This is a genomic window from Myxococcales bacterium, from assembly GCA_016706225.1.
Lineage (GTDB): Bacteria > Myxococcota_A > Polyangia > Polyangiales > Polyangiaceae > JADJKB01.
Genome location: JADJKB010000021.1, coordinates 148,238 through 164,056, shown reverse-complemented (window position 1 = coordinate 164,056; position 15,819 = coordinate 148,238). Strand labels below are relative to the sequence as shown.

Below are 15,819 nucleotides of genomic sequence, written 5' to 3'. Positions count from 1 at the left end.
TTCTGTGCAAACGGCTCCGGCTTCGATTGAACGGGCGCGCCCGGCAGGCCCTCACTCGCCCTCGGCGGCTCGCTCCGCCGCGTCGATCAGCTGCGCCAGGTGATCGTGAAATTCACGCAGCAGCTTGGGGTCGTCGCGGGCGAACTCGACGGCGATACCGCGGGCCCGGAGCTGCTTGACCACGCACGGGATCCAGAGCGCGCTCTTGCTCGGGGCGTGGGTCACGCAGAGCGCGATGCGCTGGGATGGAGAATATCCTGGCGGCGTGGCCAGGAACAGCCCGGCGCGCGAGGCGTCGCGCGAGTGAAGAACGAACAGGTCCTCGATTCGCCCGAGGGACACCTCCAACAGCGGCGTATCACTGGCCGCAAACGCAGGCCTCGCCCCGCTGATCTTCCGCGCTTCGAACGGGGTCTCGGCGAGCGCCTGGCAATTGGCCGCGGCGGCAACGATGAAACTGTCCCAGCGCTCGCGCTGCTCACCGGCGAGCAGGAAAAACGCGACACCCATGCCTGCGACCTGCTCCGGCTGGCCCTCAGCCAGGTTTCGACGCGTGACGACCGCGTTGGCCTCGAAGGCGCCGAGCTCGTACGGGAGGTGCGACCGAAGTCGCACGAGCTGTCGCAGACTCGGCGGCTCCTTCGTCCTCAGGTAGAGGCCACCAAGACTCACGTCTTCGCTCGAGAACGGGGTCCAGGTCGCGCCCTGCCGAACTTCGACGGGCATCGCGATGCGGTACCGGATGTCGTGCCGGCCCAGCTCTGTAGTCTCGTGGGTCAGGGTTCCGGCGAATAGCACGACTGGCCGAGGCTGGCTCGGCCGTTGGCGCGGGCTGCGCGCAAAGTCGCTCCGGGCGGCACTACCCCGGGTGGCGACGGTGGCGGGTCATCCCGTCGCCCGTTGAATCGTCACGGCTTTTCGATCCACAGCTCGACGTTGCGGTCGTCTGTGGTGCCGGGACCGCTGGCGCCGGTCCAGCCCGAGACGAAATCGAGCGCGGCGAGCTGGCGGCCCTCCAGGGCGACGGGATCCCCCATCACCGAAAAATCGACGTTCGTGGTCCGGAGCATGAGCCAGCCGTTGTCTTGATCCCAGACCTCGACCACGCGGATCTGCTGCGGGAAGTCGGCGAGCGCGCTCGTCATCACCTCCCAGTACGCATGCCCGGCGGTGGGAGTGATCCACTTCACGCGATTTTCGTGCGAGTGCCCCACCATGCTGAAGACCACGTTGGGATAGACCCCCAGAAGATCGAGCCACGCTTGCTCGGAGACTGCGTCAGCCTGTGCCTTGCCGCCGAGGCCGGTGCCGTCACCCAGGGAGCTGGTGGCGTGATGCGAGGCGAGCGCTACCCATTTGCCATCTGCCTGGGCTTTGTCGAGGGCCGGCTTGATCACCGTGTCGATGTCGCCCTGCCGGAGCAGGCCCTCGGAGCCACCGGTCTCTGCCGCGGTGTCGAGCACGAGGAAGCGCAACTCGGTGCCCTGCACGTCGAATGTGTAGATGGCCTTGCCGCTCTTTTCCTGGTCGGCGCCCAACCCATGGCCATCTCCATTTGCGGCGATGCGGGTCATGAGCTCCGTGCGCAAGAGCGGCATGCGTGCATCGTCGGGGACGATCTCGCCCTTGACGATCGGCCCGCCGGGCAAGGACCAATCCCGCGTTCCGGCGACGGCTTCCGAGCCGGTGGCTTCGGCCTGTTTGACCGGTGTGACGGGCAGGTTGCCCTGGATCAAGATGTCGTGGTTTCCCGTGACCCAGTACCAGGGCATCGCCAGGCCCGGCGCCTTGAATGGATCTTTGCCGTCGTTGCGCGCGCCTTTTTTCGGGTCGTCGTTCTTGCCGGAATCGCACTCGACCTTCTCGCTTCCGCTGAGCAGCGCGAGCACCCAGTCGACCTCGTTCGTTTGTGCGTTGTCGGCGTTGTCACCCCCGAGCAGAAGGAAGTCGATGGGGTCGGTGTCGTGCAGCTCGTTCACACTCTGGACCGCGGCGTTGATCAGGTGGCACATGTCCACGTCTTCCGGCCGATAGGCGCCGGCGGTTGCGCCGGGTGAATCGAACGCGGCGAGACGGGTGGGGGACTCGTCGTCGGCGAGCTGTAGATCGGGCATGTGCACGAAGCGCGAGATGCGCTTGGCATTGGGCCCGGCGGCGGGCGCGGTCTTGCCGGCGGGCATGCGCGCGACGTACGGCTCGCCCGGGCCCTCGGAGAGATCACCAAACCCTTCGGCCAGCATCGCCTCGCGGTCATCGGGATCGGAGGGTTTTCGGCCGTCCGCGGGCTTCATCGGCGCCTTGGAGGGCAAGAGGGTCACGTCGGTGGTCAGGCGCACCGGTTCCTTCGGGATGCCGCCGCCGCCGCCGCCGTCGTCCGAAGATCCGCAGCCGATGGCAGCGAGGCCCAACAGAGTCACGACACACAGGCTTCGGTCGACGGTTCGCATCCGCGCAGTCTAGACGTTGCGCGCGAGCGGCGCCATCCGGACTCGCCGCTGCCGGCGCCGGATAGACTACGGGGCGCGGAGCATGGCGAGCTCTGCCAGGAGCGGCTCGGGGGGCACCGGCATCGCCCCGCGTTCGCTTGCAACGAAGCTCGCGTACCGGTTGGCGCGCGAGAGCGCGGTTTCGGGGGATGTCGCCCGAACGAGCTCGATGGCGAGGCACGCCGTGAACGCGTCCCCGGCGCCGACTGGATCGCCGTCGGAGCAGCGAAGGGCGTAGCCCGGGTGGTCCAAGCGGACCTCGCGTGAACGGAGCACAGCGCCGGCTCCCCCGCGGGTCACAGCGCACCAGAGGACTCCCCTCTCCACGAGGGCGACGGCGGCGTCGTGCACTCCGAGCAGCTCCTCGACGCGGCGGGCCTCGAGCTCGTTCAGCTTGAGCAGCTGCGCGTGCGCGAGGGCGGTCTCCAGGGCCGCCTCGGTGACGTGCGGGGGTCGCAGGTTGAGATCGCAGACGCGAAGGCAAGGGGCAGGCAGATCGCCGAGGATCTTCGTGAGCGCGGCGGAGCCGAGCAAGCTGCGCTGGGCCAGCGTTCCGAACACGAACACATCGGCGTCAGCGACGGCGCGGCCGAGCTCCGGCGTGTGTTCGATGCGGTCCCAGGCGGCGGCGTCGCCGATGCGGAACACGGGCTCCCCCTGCGCGAGCTCGACCCGCACGGTTCCGGTTGGGTAGACGGGATCGACACCGACGAACCGCACGTCGACGCCGCACCGGCCGAGCTCCGCCCTCGCCGTATCGCCGAGCGTGTCCGCCCCAACGCGGCTCACCAGCGTGACGCGCGCGCCGAGCTGGCGCGCGTGAAATGCCACGTTGGCCGCCGCTCCACCCAGGCGTGGGCCGTCCGGGAACAAGTCGAAGAGCAGCTCCCCGAACGCAACGACGTGCGGCGCATTGTGCACGGGTCGAGCATAGGCCCCGCGGACCGTCAGATGAAGCGGGGCGAGTTTGATCGACGGAGCGGGTCATGCTTGGCTCCCGGCGCCGATGTCGCCCGTGCGTTCATGGCCCCTGCTCGCTGCGCTCGTTGCGCTCGGCTGCGGTGCGCCCGACCCCCCGGGATCCACCGGCGGTACTCACGTGACTCCCGGCGCTTGCGGCCGGGGGCTCTCGGTGATCCACACGGACTTCGAGTCGACGAACGTCTCGCTCCTCGACTGGGGCGGCAAGGTGCTGTCGTCATCGTTCATTTCGAGCGCCACGACCGGCGCGAAACTCTCCCAGAAGCTCACCGGGGATGTGGTCTTGCCAACGGCTCCGGTCGTCGGCCCGCCGCTCGTGCTGATCGATCGTTACCCTGCGTCGGTGATCACCTGGGTCGACGTCGAGTCCGCGCAGGTTTCGGCGCAGCTCAGCGTGCGCTCCGGCTTTGCTGCGAACCCCCACGACTATCTCGACCTCTCCGATACCCGGGCCTGGGTCACGCGCTTCAATCGGAACTCCGACCCCGACGCGGGGCCGCTCGATCGGGGTGACGACGTGCTCGTGTTGGACCTGTCGGTGCCCGCGGCCGTGGGGTCCATCGATCTTTCACCGGCCATGGCCGGAGCTCCTGCACAGTTTCACGCCAATCCGCACCGCATGGCGCGCGTCGGGCAGCGCGTGTTCGTCACGCTCCTCGGCAAGACGAAGGACCACAGCGATGCGGTGCCGTCACGCCTGGTGGCAATCGACGTCGACTCCGAGAAAGTCGAGGACGTGCTCGTGCTCGACGGACTCTACGAGTGCAACGGGCTCGCACTCTCACCCGATCAGAGCCGCATCGCGATCTCGTGTTCCGGCCGTTTCCACGGCGGAGACAACCCCGATCCGGGCGAGTCAGCGCTTGCCATCGTCCGGCTTTCCCCCGACCTCGTCGAGGAGCAGCGCCACGCTGCGCCGCCCGGCGCCCCGTTTGGTTTTGCTCTCACGTGGGCGACCGACCAGCTCGTTGTCACCAATACCTTCGGCCGTGATGCTTCCGGGTCGATCGCCGCGCGTCCCGACGCGTTCGTCAGCGTGGAGCTCGCGACCGGCCTCACACGGACGCTGCTCGAGTCGAAGGACACCCCGTTCACGCTGGGCGATGTGCGCTGTGCGCCGAGCTGCTCGGTCTGTTTTGCCACCGACGCCGGGCGCGGACTGCTGTTCGCCTTCGACGTGGACGGATCGGGGCAGCTGGGCGCGGCGCGCCCGCTCACGGTCGGCGACGACATCGGCTTGGCGCCGCGATTTCTCGGCCAGTTCTGAGGCAGCCCCATGGTCTTCGACGTCCTCACGCTGGTTCTCGGCATCTGGCTCACCATTCGCAAACTCGAGGTCCGGCGCCACGAAGCCAGTGACCACCCGGAGGCGGCGCCGGCAGATTTCGAGCGCTGGAAGGTCATCGCGCTCGGGGCCTACAACCTCGGGAGCCTGGGCTGTTTTGCCAAGCTGTTCCTGGACTACCTGGTTCAGCTGGGCGCGCCCCGCATCGGCGTGCCCTGGACCGCGATTCGCGTCGCGGGATTCGGGCTGTTCGTCGCCTGGGTGGTTGTCTTGATTACCGTGTGGGTGCGCAGCAGCCAGGCGCGGAAACTCCAGGAAAAGCTGGGCCTCCAGCTACAACGGCGGCCCGCGGCGGACCGCAACGAGCGCTAGGTCCCAAAGGTTCCAGTGCCGGAGGAAGGAGTCGGTGGGGACCGGCGTAAGGAGGGGCGTCCATGAACGAGCGCGAGCGCCTCTCCACCACGCTGGGCATCCTGCTGGCGGGACTCCTCCAGGCCGAGGACGAAGAGGTCGACTCCCAGCGCCGCCCCAGACTGCGCAGCGAGAGTGGCGTGTTTCGGGTCGGGGAAGATGGGCTCGGCCCCTCTGACTCCGCTTTCGAGCCCGCCGACCCGGGCTGAGCCTCGGCTACGTCGGCCCGGGCGAGCGCAGCTGCCGCCCCGCTAGCACACCGCATGCTTCAGGCGGCGCCGAGCACACCCATCGCACGCCCGACCTGGGTGAACGCGCCGATCGCCTGGTCGATCTGCGCCGGTTCGTGCTGTGCGGAGAGCTGAACGCGGATCCGGGCTTCCCCTTTGGGCACGACCGGATACGAGAACCCGATCACGTAGATGCCTTCCTCGAGCAGGCGGGCGGCCATCTCCTGGGCCGTCTTTGCGTCGCCGAGCATCACCGGCACGATCGGGTGGATCCCCTCTTTGACGCGGAAGCCCGCCGCCGTCATGCCGGCGCGAAAACGGGCGGCGTTGCTCATCACTCGCTCCCGGAGCTCGGCGCTCGAGTCGAGCAGATCGAACACCGCGAGGCTCGCGCCCGCGACGGCTGGCGCGAGGGTGTTCGAGAACAAATAAGGCCGCGAGCGTTGCCGCAGGAGGTCGATGACCTCGCGGCGACCCGTGGTGAAGCCTCCACTGGCACCGCCCAACGCTTTCCCCAGCGTGCTGGTGAGGACGTCGATGCGAGAGAGCACGCCCGCGTGCTCCGGCGTGCCGCGCCCCGTCGGCCCGATGAAACCGGTGGCGTGGGAATCGTCGACCATCACCATCGCGCCGTAACGCTCGGCCAGATCGCAGATCGGGCCCAGCTTGGCCAGGTAACCGTCCATGCTGAAGACACCGTCGGTGGCGATCATTCGCAGGCGTTTGCCCGCGCTCTGTTGCAGGGCGGCCTCCAGCGCGGTGAGGTCGCCGTTCGGGTAACGCAGCCGTTCGGCTTTGCACAGCCGGACCCCGTCGATGATGCTGGCGTGATTCAAGGCGTCACTGATGATGGCGTCCTGCTCGCCGAGCAACACCTCGAACAGGCCCCCGTTCGCGTCGAAACACGAGGAGTAGAGGATGGTGTCCTCGGTGCCGAAGAACTGACTGATGCGTGCCTCGAGCGCCTTGTGCAGGTCCTGGGTGCCGCAGATGAAGCGCACACTCGAAAGTCCGAAGCCATGGGAGTCGAGCGCGCGTTTGGCGCCCTCGATCACCGCCGGGTGGCTGGACAATCCCAGGTAGTTGTTGGCGCAGAAATTCAGGACCTGTTTGCCGTTGGAGGCGATGCGCGCGCCTTGGGGCGTCGTGATCACCCGCTCGTCTTTGTACAGCCCCGCCTCGCGGATGCCGGAAAGCTCGGTGGCGTAGATGTGTTTCGCTCGGTCGTACATGGGTGCGATCTCCGAGGGGTGCGGGTCGCTCGAGGGCTTCAGAAGCGGAGCACGACCTTGGGGAAGGCGGTGATGCGCTCCTCGAACGTGTCCTTGTCGAACTTGTCGAAATCGACGATGGGCCCGTCGCCCTTGTTCAGGATGACGTCGTACACGAGATCGTGGATGTTTGGATCCCGCGACTCGAGCAGGTGGCGGGTGATGTGCCAGGTCTCCCAGATGCGCCGGCCAATCACGCTGTGCATGGCGATGCCGTCCACGATCACGCGGTCGAAGCTCTCGATCACCGCGTCGCCGCTCTTGAGTCCGAACAGGATCACGTCCCCGCCGCGTCGCACGGAGTGAATGGCGTTGTTGACGCTGGAGTTCAGGCCGCTCATCTCGAGCACGACGTCGGCGCCAACACCGTCGGTCAGGCGTCGCACCTCGGCCACCAGCTGTTTGTCGTGGGCGTAGTCGTTCGGGCCCATGTTGCCGGGTGAGAGCACGACATCCGCGCCGAGTTTGCTCGCCATGTCCGCGTGGTGTTTCACCGGCTCGATGCCGATGATTTTCGACGCTCCGAGGGCTCGGGCGATCACCACCGCGAACAGCCCAATCGTGCCGCACCCGACGATGGCCACGCGCTTGCCGCGCAAGTTCACCTTGGTACAGGCGTGAACGGCGTTGCCGAACGGCTCCTGGATCGCCGCCACCTCGGGCCGCATCTTCTTCATGTCGGTGCGCCAGATCACGCGCGCTGGCAGCTTGACGTAGTCGGCGAAGGCGCCGTCGTAGCTGATGCCGATGATCAGGTCGTCGGCACACACGTGGGCGTCGCCGGTCCGGCACTGGTAACAGACCCCGCAGAAGATGTGGCTCTCTGCCGCCACCATGTCACCGACGGCGAGGCCGTGGGTGCGGGCCGCGTCGCTGCCCACAGCGATGATCTCACCGAACAGCTCGTGGCCGATGACCCGGCGGTCGCGGGCCGCGTGCGCGGCGCCCGCTTCTTTGTCGAGCGAGCCGACGATCATCTCCTTGAAGGCACGTCGGAACCAGATCCCGCGGTCGCTCCCGCAAAACCCCACGAAGCGCGGTTTGATCAGCACCCGCGAGCGGTCGTTGTAGTCGTCCTTCTCGTCGAGCGTGGCCTTCGGCACCTCCGCCATGCGGAGGCCCCGGCTCTGGTCCCAGGGATCCTTCACGCGGTCGTAGACCAGGGCGCGCATCGAGTCGGTCATGCCCGCCACTCATACGACCGCGCGAGTCGCGGGTCGAGTGGGGTATGCACGATGCGTGCGGCGAAATGGCGAATCGCCGCGGCGCGTCAGCGACGTCCGCGGCGATCGTGGCTCCCGAGGAGCCGGGCTCAGGGTTTGGTGGCCTTGAGGATCTCTTTGATCGGCAGCTTGAGGCGACCGCCCTTGCCGGCGTCCGCCACCGGCGGCGCTGCGGCGTCGGGGACGACCACGGCGGCCGCGTCCGGGACGGCCACAGCGGCCGCATCCGGGACGGCGACGGCGGCGGCATCCGCGACCATCACGACGCCCGCGTCCTGGTTCTTCACCTTCTCGAGGTCGATCTTCAAGATCTTGTCGTCGAGTTGTTTGCTGACGATCCAGCCCGGCGAAAGCTCTCCTACCCCACTGGGCCAGTCCACCAGCATCCAGTTGCCGTAGCGGGCTTTGCGGTTGACCAGGGTTCCGGTCGACAGCGTGGAGATGTGGGAAGTCGTATCGTCCGCCTCTTTGTAAACCTTGGCGTTGGCGAAGATCACACGGACCGTGCCGCTCTCGTCCTTCTCCTTGTCGCCGTAGCGAGTGACGGCCTTGTCGTCCTTCTTCTCTTCCTTCGGCGGCTCCGCACTCGCGGTCGGGGCTGGGGGCGGCGCGGGCGGTTCGGGCGGCGGCTCCTCCTTCTTCTTGCATGCGAGTAGTGCGCCCAGGAGCAGGGCGGCAGAAGCCGTGATCGTCCACTTATCGAGCATGCGCATCCGTTGATCCTCCGTCGGAGCGGGACCGTAGCAAACAAGCTCGTTCACCGTCGAGTGGCGCGTAAGCCGTGGGCGCTTTGGGCAGAACCCACGCAAAAACTCGGCCCCCCTTCAGGGGCGGGGAGGGGGCGGTGTCGTCTCGGGGACGGGCGGGCGTCCGGCCAGGCACCTGGAAATGCCGTCGACGAGCGCCTGCGGCGCCTCCTTCGGGAGCCGTGGATGCCCCATCACGTTCGACAAGAGGCGGTCCCAGGTCACGTTTCCGTCGGCGCCGAAGCTCATCCACACGAACAGCGCCCGCCCCTTGATGTTGGCGAAGGGGACCCCGGCGCCGCGTCCACCCAGCCAGGCTCGGGAGTCGCTCGAGTTGTTGCGGTTGTCGCCCATCACCCAGACTTCGCCGGGCGACACCTTGTACGGACCCTGTCGGCCGTCGAAACGGTCGTCCTCGAACAAGGTCAGATAGCTGTACTCACCCAGGAACTCCACGAACAAGTCCCCGTGTTTCATGCCGCCGTCGTCCCCCTCGCGGAACTCGTAGGCGCCGACGAGACAGCTCGGAATGCGCCACCCGTTGAGCGCGGGGTGACCGCCCTCGACGGTGAGCACATCTCCCGGCAGCGCGATGACCCGCTTGATGAAGTCTTGCCGGGCGTTGGCGGGGTTCGGGTCCGGGAACTCGAACACCATGACGTCGCCGTGTTTGGGCGGCAGTCGGGAGAGCACCCGGGTCTTCGTGAACGGGATGGTGGGTCCGTAGGAGAACTTGTTGACGAAGATGTGATCCTGGATCTGCAGCGTCGGCAGCATCGACCCGCTGGGGATCTTGAAGGCCTCGACGACGAACGCTCTGAGCAGGAGCGCGACTCCCACCGCGACGCCGATCGACTCCGCGTACTCCCGCAGCTCACCCTTGCGCCAGCGCCCCAGGTGGCGTTCGACCAGCTTCTCGGCGCGCTCCTCAGCGGTGTCGAACGCTTCGGCGTCGAACGTCGCCTGGTCCATCGTGTCGCGCAGGGCCTCCAGGCTCTCGTCGAGGTCTTCCCGCGCGCTCTTCGGCACGTTTCGCTCGATTGCCTTGCGGTTCTTGTCGCGGATGCGCTCGGCCTCGTCGAGCAAGTGGGCCGCTTGTTCGTAGGCTCGCCGCAGCTCCGCGGGCACGTCGGCCCTGCCGCCAAGACCGACCTGAGACGCGAACGGCAGGTGGTACCGGTAGTGGTACAGCACCATCTCGAACAGCGTGAACAGCACGATGCCGCTCGGGACCGGCTGGTCTTGCACGATGAAGCGCAGCTTGCCCAGGCCGCTCGCCGCGGCCTCTGCCCCGGCTGGTTTCAGCAGCCACACCGTCGCTGCCGCCAGGGCGAGGGGTACCAGGACGAACCAGACGGCCCAGAACAAGGTGCGCGGGAGCTTCGAAGGTTGCACGAGTTGGGCCGCCCGTGACTTCTACAAGCTTGCCCCAGGCGGGGCAAGCTCGAGTGATCCGCTCGGAGCGGGACGCGTCACCCTCTCGCAGCGCTGCTTTCGCCGCGCGAAAGCGCACGAGGCGAGTCTAGAGCGCCGAACAGGTTGAACGTCGTTTGTTTTCAGCGACTTGCAAGGTGTTCGGCGCTCGCGCGCGGAGCGCGCACGGCCGAAGGCCGGGGGTTCGGGGCGCAGCCCCAACGTAAAGGTCCTAGAACACGAGCAGCGCAAGCTGATCGGTGTTCTAGGGGCGGTCGCCGGATTGAACGACGTAGTCGATCTTTGCCGCGCGGTCGTCGCCCGCTTGGGCTGGCGGTGAAGTGCGGCCGACCTGACTCGAGTGGTCGATCACGAGGTAGTAGACGCCCTTCGGCGAGGGTACGAAGCGCTTCCACGGTTGGCCCGCCAGCAGCGGTTCGTCGAGCAGAGGGGGTTGCGGAAGCGCAGCCGCGCCTGGCGCTTTCACGTACTGCTCGATCATCTGGTCACCCAGAAATTTGGGGACCAAGAAGGCGTCGACGCCCGGGGCGCCGTCGAGGCTCGCGGTGATGTAGAGCGCCTGGTCGTCGTCCTTGATCTCGAAGCCACCGATGAAGTCCATCTGTCCGGTGTGCACCTCCGTGCGGTCGTTGATCAGGGTGACCTTGTCTTCGCTCGCGACCACGAAGGGCTTGAAAGGTTTCCGTCCCTTGGGCACGTAGCCAAGGCCGAAATCGGTCTCGCCCTTGTCGTTGTAGCGGATCACGGTGAACCCACGTTGCAACTGGCCGTCGACGATCTGGCGGCCGATTTGATCCGGTTTGACGTTCAGGATGCTCATGCCGCCGCGCGCGAGCGCGCTCTCCACCATCAACATCTGGAAGTTGGTCGAGTCGATCTTCCGCGGTCGGAAGTAGATGTACATCGACCCGTCTTCGTGCAGCTGAAAGTCCGGGGCGTATTCGATGAGGCCGGCCGACGTGAAGCCGATGCGCCCGGTCAGGTTCGTCCAGCCGTAGCCCTTGCCGGTGTACTGCACGATGATGCTCTTGCGATTGTCGTCGTCGAGCACGGTCTGGCTGCACGTGTCGGCGAAAAAACGCCCGAGCACGGGCTGATCGTCGGAGAGCTTCAGCGGTGCCCCGCGATGGGTCATCTCGAAACAGAAGCGTTCGAGGCCGAACTTCAGGATGTCGAAGCGCAGCGACTTGTTCTTGGGGTTGTTGATCACGCCGGCGCCGAGCACCGACATGGAGGCTGCGCCGAGGGTCTCCTTCTTGGGGCAGCCGGTGGAGCCGAGGGTGATTGCGAGGAGAGGGAGGGCGAGCCAGGGGCGGCGCATGGCCGGGAGCATAGCCCGAATCTCCCGGCTTCTCGGCAGGGGCGGTTCGGGGCGGCCGGGCGGCCCGACACGACGGCGGTCGCGGACCTGCGCGCGGGCGGGTAAGCTCCGTGACCGAGGTGAACGAGCCGCACGTCGCAGTCATCGGGGCCGGAGCCTGGGGCACGGCCCTCGGGCTGCTGTTCGCACAAAAAGGCGAGGCCGTCCGGCTCTGGACCTGGCAGCCGGAGCACGCCGAGTCGATGCGACGCGACCGGGAGAACGCGGAGTTTTTTCCTGGCTTCCCGCTGCCCGAAAACGTCCTGCCGACCAGCGACTACCGGGAAGCACTCGAAGGCGCCGACCTCGTGGTCCTGGTCGTGCCGTCGGATGCTTTCCGCGAGACGCTGGTGCGCATGGCGCCGAGTCTGCCGCCGCGCGCGGCGTTGATGAGCGCAACCAAGGGCATCGAGAACGACACGCTGATGTCCATGAGCGAGGTCGTCGTGGACGTGCTCGGTCCCGAGGCCAAGGCGCGCTCGACCTTTCTGTCCGGGCCGAGCTTCGCCAAGGAAGTCGCCCAGGGGTTTCCGACCAACGTCGTCGTTGCGGGTTCCGACGCAGAGCTCACGCTCGCCATTCAAAGGCGCTGCGCGACGGATCGCTTTCGTGTGTACTCGAGCGACGATCCCATCGGTGTCGAGGTCGGCGGGGCGTTGAAGAACGTCATCGCGATTGCAGCTGGCGCCTGTGACGGCCTCGGCTTCGGCCACAACACCCGGGCCGCGCTGATCACCCGGGGCTTGGCCGAGATCGCCCGCATCGCCATCGCAAAGGGTGGGAACGTGCTCACCCTGGCCGGGCTATCCGGCATGGGGGATCTCGTGCTGACCTGCACGGCCGAGCTCAGTCGCAATCGCACCGTGGGGTTCGAGATGGGGCGTGGCCGTTCGCTCACGGACGTGCTCGCCGGGCTCGGGCATGTGGCGGAGGGTGTGAAGACCGCCAAGAGTGCCTACCAGCTGGCGCAGGCGCTCGACGTGGAGTTGCCGATTTGCAACGAGGTCTACCGGGTGCTCTACGAGCAGAAAGATCCGCGCGCCGCGGTGCATGACGTGCTGACTCGTCCCCTGAAGAAAGAGTGGGGTTGAGCGCCGCGCCCAGGATTTTTGAATCAGCCCGGCGGCCTGTGCGTCGGAATTCTCGGGGGTCGGAAACTTGACCCCCCTGCCTTGCCGTCGGATGACCTGAGCACCCGGAGAGCACCTGGACATGGGCCGCATCGAACAGTCTGGACCAAGCACGCGCGCCATCTCGGGGCTCTCGGCGCTGGTGGTCGCGATGGGCCTGTCGCTCGTTGCGCCGAGCGCGCGGGCTCAGCAACCCGGCTACGGACAGCAACCGGGCTACGGACAGCAGCCGGGCTACGGACAGCAACCGGGCTACGGACAGCAACCGGGCTACGGACAGCAACCGGGCTACGGACAGCAACCGGGCTACGGACAGCAACCGGGCTACGGACAGCCGCCCGGCTACGGACAGCCGCCTGGCTACGGACGCCCGCCGGGGTATCCCGCGGCGCAGCGCTCGACAAAACGCACCGATGTCGAGCTGGGTTTGCTCTACACCACGGCGGCGCTCTACGGCGTCGGCACTGGCGTGTGGTTCTCCACCGAGGTCGGGATCAAAGATCCCGGGATCTTTCTGATCCCGCCCGCACTCCTGGGAGTGGCGGCTCCCGCCGGCGTCTACTTCTTGGATGATCCCGAGATGGATCGCGGACTGCCGGCATCCATCGCGTCGGGCATGGTCATCGGCGCCGCAGAGGGCATCGGCATCTGGAGCTATCAGTTCGTCAGTTCGGACGAGAGTGAGGCGTGGGGGTTCAAAGGACTCACTCGCGCGACCACTCTCGGTGCGACCCTGGGTGGCGTCGCTGGCTTCGCTACCGGGTACTATCTCGAGCCCTCGCCGAAGAGCTCGTTGCTCACGTCGAGCGCCGTGGTCTGGGGTGCCAGCATCGGAACCATGTTCGGCTACGGCGGCTCCGAGGCGGGAGTGGGCTACGGCCGCGCCAACGACAGTGCGTCGCTGGGCGGCCTGATTGGTTTCAACCTGGCGTTGGCGGCGGGGGCCGCGACAAGCGCCATCTACATTCCCAGCTACGAACAGGTCGGCTGGATGTGGGCTGGCGCCGGCATCGGGGCGGCCGTCTCGTTGCCCGTGTTCCTGTTTTATGCCGGCGACGACGGACCGCCGGCCAAGCGAGGGTTCCTGTTCATGGGCACCGCGACCACACTCGGGATCGCGGCGGGAGCCATCTTTGCGTCGGGTGAGCTCGACGAATACGAGATCGGAAAACGCAACGACGCCCCGCTCGGAAATCGCTTCGCGAGCATCACCACGCTGGGGCCGATGGTCTTGCCGGGTGGTGGCGGCGTGACGCTCGGCGGACTCCTCTATTGAGCGCCGCGCGGTCGCCGCCGGATTTCCGTGCGGACCGCGCCGCCTTTTGGCCTGGCCGGAGCGAGCGGATGGGGTCTCGGGCAGCAGTTGTTCCATCGGGGCGAAAACCGCCCTAGCCTCGGCGTGAAAATGGCTTTGGTCCGCTACTACCCTTCCGATGGCGCACCGGTTCTGACGCCGCTCCACAAACCGGTCACGACCCTCGGCCGCGCGCTCGACAACGACGTGCGCGTTCCCGACGCGAGCGCCGCCGAGCACCACGCGCAGATCGTGTTCGACGGCAGAGATTTCCAGCTGGAGGAAGTGGACCGGACCGCCGAGATCCTGATCAACGGCAAGAAGAAGCGGCGGGCGCGGCTGGTGAACGGTGACCGTCTGACCCTGGGGCGCGCGCAGCTGGGATTCAGCATGTTCAGCGAGCCCATCGCGGCAGAGCGCGAGCAGCCGACGGACAGCCGCAGCCCAGCCAACGAGCTGATGGGTCTGACTCGTCTGCAGTCCTTCAGCGAACGCTTGATGAGCTCGAGCTCCGTGGACGAGCTGCTCGAGACGCTGCTCGACGACATCATCGAGCTGACCGGTGCGTCCCGCGGAGTGGTGCTCCTGGTCGATCCCGGTGAGGGCGATGAACGCCAGCCGCGGGTGCGCGCCAGTCGCAACGTACAACGCGAGGCAATCCAGGATCCTTCGGGCGCCATCAGCGACAGCATCGTGCGACAGGTGATCGAGACCAAACGTCCCGTCATCGTCAGCGACGCCCTGACGGACACCACGTTCAGCAAGTCCGAGAGTGTCATCGCCCTCAAGCTGTCGAGCGTGATGTGCGTGCCGCTCTCGGCCCAGGGCGAGGTGATCGGTGCGCTCTACGTTGGCAACAACGAAATCAAGCACTTGTTCGATCGACGAGAGCTCGATCTTTTGAACATCTTCGGCGCCCAAGCGTCGCTGATCTTGCAGAATGCGATGCTCGTCAGCGCGCTGCGCGCGGACAAAGAGAAGCTCAAGACCGAGCTGCACGACAAACGCTTCGGAGAGATCATCGGCAGCTGCCCCAGCATGCTCGAGGTGTTCCGCAAGCTGCAGAAGGTCGCGGGTACCGACATCAGTGTGATGATCACGGGTGAGACGGGTACGGGCAAAGAGCTGATCGCCCGGGAGCTTCACCGGCGGAGCAATCGTGAAAAGGGGCCCTTCATCACGGTCAACTGCGGGGCGATCCCCGAGAACCTGATGGAGAGTGAGATGTTCGGCCACGTGAAGGGAGCCTTCACCGGCGCCATCGCCAGCCGCCCCGGAAAATTCCAGCAGGCCGACGGGGGCACACTGTTCCTCGACGAGGTCGGCGAGCTCCCTCTCCAGCTTCAGGTGAAGCTGCTGCGAGCGATTCAGGAGCGGGTAGTGTTTCGCGTCGGCGACAGTCGGGCAGAGAAATGCGACATCCGCATCATCGCGGCGACGAACCGCACGTTGGAGGACATGATCAAGACCGGTGAGTTCCGAGAAGACCTCTACTACCGCTTGAACGTGGTCAACATCTGGCTGCCGCCGCTGCGGGAGCGCGCCGACGACATCTTCATCATCGCCAAGGCTCTGCTCAGCAAGTACGCGGACGAGCTCGGGAGCGGGGTGCGCGGGTTCTCTCCCCAGGCGCTGGCCGCCGTCAAACGCTACACCTGGCCGGGCAACATCCGGCAGCTGGAGAACCGCATCAAGAAGGCGCTGGTGATGTGCGACAAGTCGTTGCTCGGTCCCGAGGACATGGACCTCGGTCCCGAGGCGATGGAATCCATCGTGCCGCTCGAGAAGGCCAAGGAAGAGTTTCAACGCCGCTACGTGCTCGAAGTCCTCGAACGCAACAACGGCAATCGCACCCAGACCGCGCGAGACCTCGGGGTGGATCCGCGGACGATCTTCCGTTACCTCGAGAAGGAACAGAACCCCATGCCGAGCGGCGCAGGCGGGACGCCCGTCGAGAAGGAGTGAGCA

The 15,819-nt window shown here is 66.7% G+C and carries 14 protein-coding genes; 6 read left to right on the top strand and 8 right to left on the bottom strand.

All coding sequences use genetic code 11. The features are described 5' to 3' along the window. Positions 1-51: 51 nt before the first annotated feature. The 3 genes from IPI67_25460 to IPI67_25450 all read right to left on the bottom strand — a co-directional run bounded on the left by IPI67_25460 (position 52) and on the right by IPI67_25450 (position 3,407). Positions 52-726 (bottom strand): PilZ domain-containing protein, encoded by a 675-nt coding sequence (locus tag IPI67_25460; protein ID MBK7583527.1) that lies wholly within the window; start codon positions 724-726, stop codon positions 52-54. 182 nt (positions 727-908) lie between these two features. Beyond that, positions 909-2,447 carry a metallophosphoesterase gene (locus IPI67_25455; protein ID MBK7583526.1) on the bottom strand — a complete coding sequence of 513 codons (1,539 nt, stop codon included), beginning with the start codon at positions 2,445-2,447 and terminating at the stop codon, positions 909-911. 66 nt (positions 2,448-2,513) lie between these two features. Further along, positions 2,514-3,407, bottom strand: a complete 894-nt coding sequence (locus tag IPI67_25450; protein ID MBK7583525.1) for a carbohydrate kinase — start codon at positions 3,405-3,407, stop codon at positions 2,514-2,516. Positions 3,408-3,501: 94 nt separating this feature from the next. Between IPI67_25450 and IPI67_25445 the strand changes: the two genes are divergently transcribed. From IPI67_25445 to IPI67_25435, 3 genes are all read left to right on the top strand, one after another. Continuing rightward, positions 3,502-4,734 carry a hypothetical protein gene (locus IPI67_25445; protein ID MBK7583524.1) on the top strand — a complete coding sequence of 411 codons (1,233 nt, stop codon included), beginning with the start codon at positions 3,502-3,504 and terminating at the stop codon, positions 4,732-4,734. Between the two features lie 9 nt (positions 4,735-4,743). Next, a complete protein-coding gene (locus tag IPI67_25440; protein MBK7583523.1) occupies positions 4,744-5,124 on the top strand; it encodes a hypothetical protein in 381 nt (126 codons plus the stop codon). A 62-nt stretch (positions 5,125-5,186) separates the two neighbouring features. Further along, positions 5,187-5,372, top strand: coding sequence for a hypothetical protein (locus IPI67_25435; protein MBK7583522.1), 186 nt, complete (start codon positions 5,187-5,189; stop codon positions 5,370-5,372). A 59-nt stretch (positions 5,373-5,431) separates the two neighbouring features. Here the strand turns inward: IPI67_25435 and kbl are convergent, their stop codons facing one another. From kbl to IPI67_25410, 5 genes are all read right to left on the bottom strand, one after another. Beyond that, on the bottom strand, positions 5,432-6,625 hold the full coding sequence (gene kbl, locus IPI67_25430; GenBank protein ID MBK7583521.1) for a glycine C-acetyltransferase: 1,194 nt from the start codon (positions 6,623-6,625) through the stop codon (positions 5,432-5,434). Between the two features lie 38 nt (positions 6,626-6,663). Then, a complete protein-coding gene (locus tag IPI67_25425; GenBank protein ID MBK7583520.1) occupies positions 6,664-7,848 on the bottom strand; it encodes a zinc-binding dehydrogenase in 1,185 nt (394 codons plus the stop codon). 128 nt (positions 7,849-7,976) lie between these two features. After that, positions 7,977-8,600 (bottom strand): hypothetical protein, encoded by a 624-nt coding sequence (locus tag IPI67_25420; protein ID MBK7583519.1) that lies wholly within the window; start codon positions 8,598-8,600, stop codon positions 7,977-7,979. A gap of 111 nt (positions 8,601-8,711) precedes the next feature. After that, entirely contained in the window at positions 8,712-10,028 is a 1,317-nt protein-coding gene (lepB, locus tag IPI67_25415) for a signal peptidase I (protein MBK7583518.1), read from the bottom strand. 283 nt (positions 10,029-10,311) lie between these two features. Beyond that, a complete protein-coding gene (locus tag IPI67_25410) occupies positions 10,312-11,388 on the bottom strand; it encodes a hypothetical protein (protein ID MBK7583517.1) in 1,077 nt (358 codons plus the stop codon). Between the two features lie 119 nt (positions 11,389-11,507). On the opposite strand from IPI67_25410, the gene IPI67_25405 reads away from it, so the two are divergent. The 3 genes from IPI67_25405 to IPI67_25395 all read left to right on the top strand — a co-directional run bounded on the left by IPI67_25405 (position 11,508) and on the right by IPI67_25395 (position 15,816). Further along, positions 11,508-12,518 carry an NAD(P)-dependent glycerol-3-phosphate dehydrogenase gene (locus tag IPI67_25405; protein ID MBK7583516.1) on the top strand — a complete coding sequence of 337 codons (1,011 nt, stop codon included), beginning with the start codon at positions 11,508-11,510 and terminating at the stop codon, positions 12,516-12,518. Between the two features lie 121 nt (positions 12,519-12,639). Further along, positions 12,640-13,833, top strand: coding sequence for a hypothetical protein (locus tag IPI67_25400; protein MBK7583515.1), 1,194 nt, complete (start codon positions 12,640-12,642; stop codon positions 13,831-13,833). Positions 13,834-13,962: 129 nt separating this feature from the next. Further along, positions 13,963-15,816: a sigma 54-interacting transcriptional regulator gene (locus IPI67_25395; protein MBK7583514.1), complete on the top strand. Its 1,854-nt coding sequence runs from the start codon at positions 13,963-13,965 to the stop codon at positions 15,814-15,816. The last annotated feature ends 3 nt before the right edge of the window (positions 15,817-15,819 follow it).

Excerpts from the sequence above, each read along its gene's own strand:
- IPI67_25460 (MBK7583527.1), bottom strand. The coding sequence starts at position 726 with ATGCCCGTCGAAGTTCGGCAGGGCGCGACCTGGACCCCGTTCTCGAGC.
- IPI67_25455 (MBK7583526.1), bottom strand. The coding sequence starts at position 2,447 with ATGCGAACCGTCGACCGAAGCCTGTGTGTCGTGACTCTGTTGGGCCTC.
- IPI67_25440 (MBK7583523.1), top strand. The coding sequence starts at position 4,744 with ATGGTCTTCGACGTCCTCACGCTGGTTCTCGGCATCTGGCTCACCATT.
- IPI67_25435 (MBK7583522.1), top strand. The coding sequence starts at position 5,187 with ATGAACGAGCGCGAGCGCCTCTCCACCACGCTGGGCATCCTGCTGGCG.
- kbl (MBK7583521.1), bottom strand. The coding sequence starts at position 6,625 with ATGTACGACCGAGCGAAACACATCTACGCCACCGAGCTTTCCGGCATC.
- IPI67_25425 (MBK7583520.1), bottom strand. The coding sequence starts at position 7,848 with ATGACCGACTCGATGCGCGCCCTGGTCTACGACCGCGTGAAGGATCCC.
- IPI67_25420 (MBK7583519.1), bottom strand. The coding sequence starts at position 8,600 with ATGCGCATGCTCGATAAGTGGACGATCACGGCTTCTGCCGCCCTGCTC.
- IPI67_25410 (MBK7583517.1), bottom strand. The coding sequence starts at position 11,388 with ATGCGCCGCCCCTGGCTCGCCCTCCCTCTCCTCGCAATCACCCTCGGC.
- IPI67_25400 (MBK7583515.1), top strand. The coding sequence starts at position 12,640 with ATGGGCCGCATCGAACAGTCTGGACCAAGCACGCGCGCCATCTCGGGG.
- IPI67_25395 (MBK7583514.1), top strand. The coding sequence starts at position 13,963 with ATGGCTTTGGTCCGCTACTACCCTTCCGATGGCGCACCGGTTCTGACG.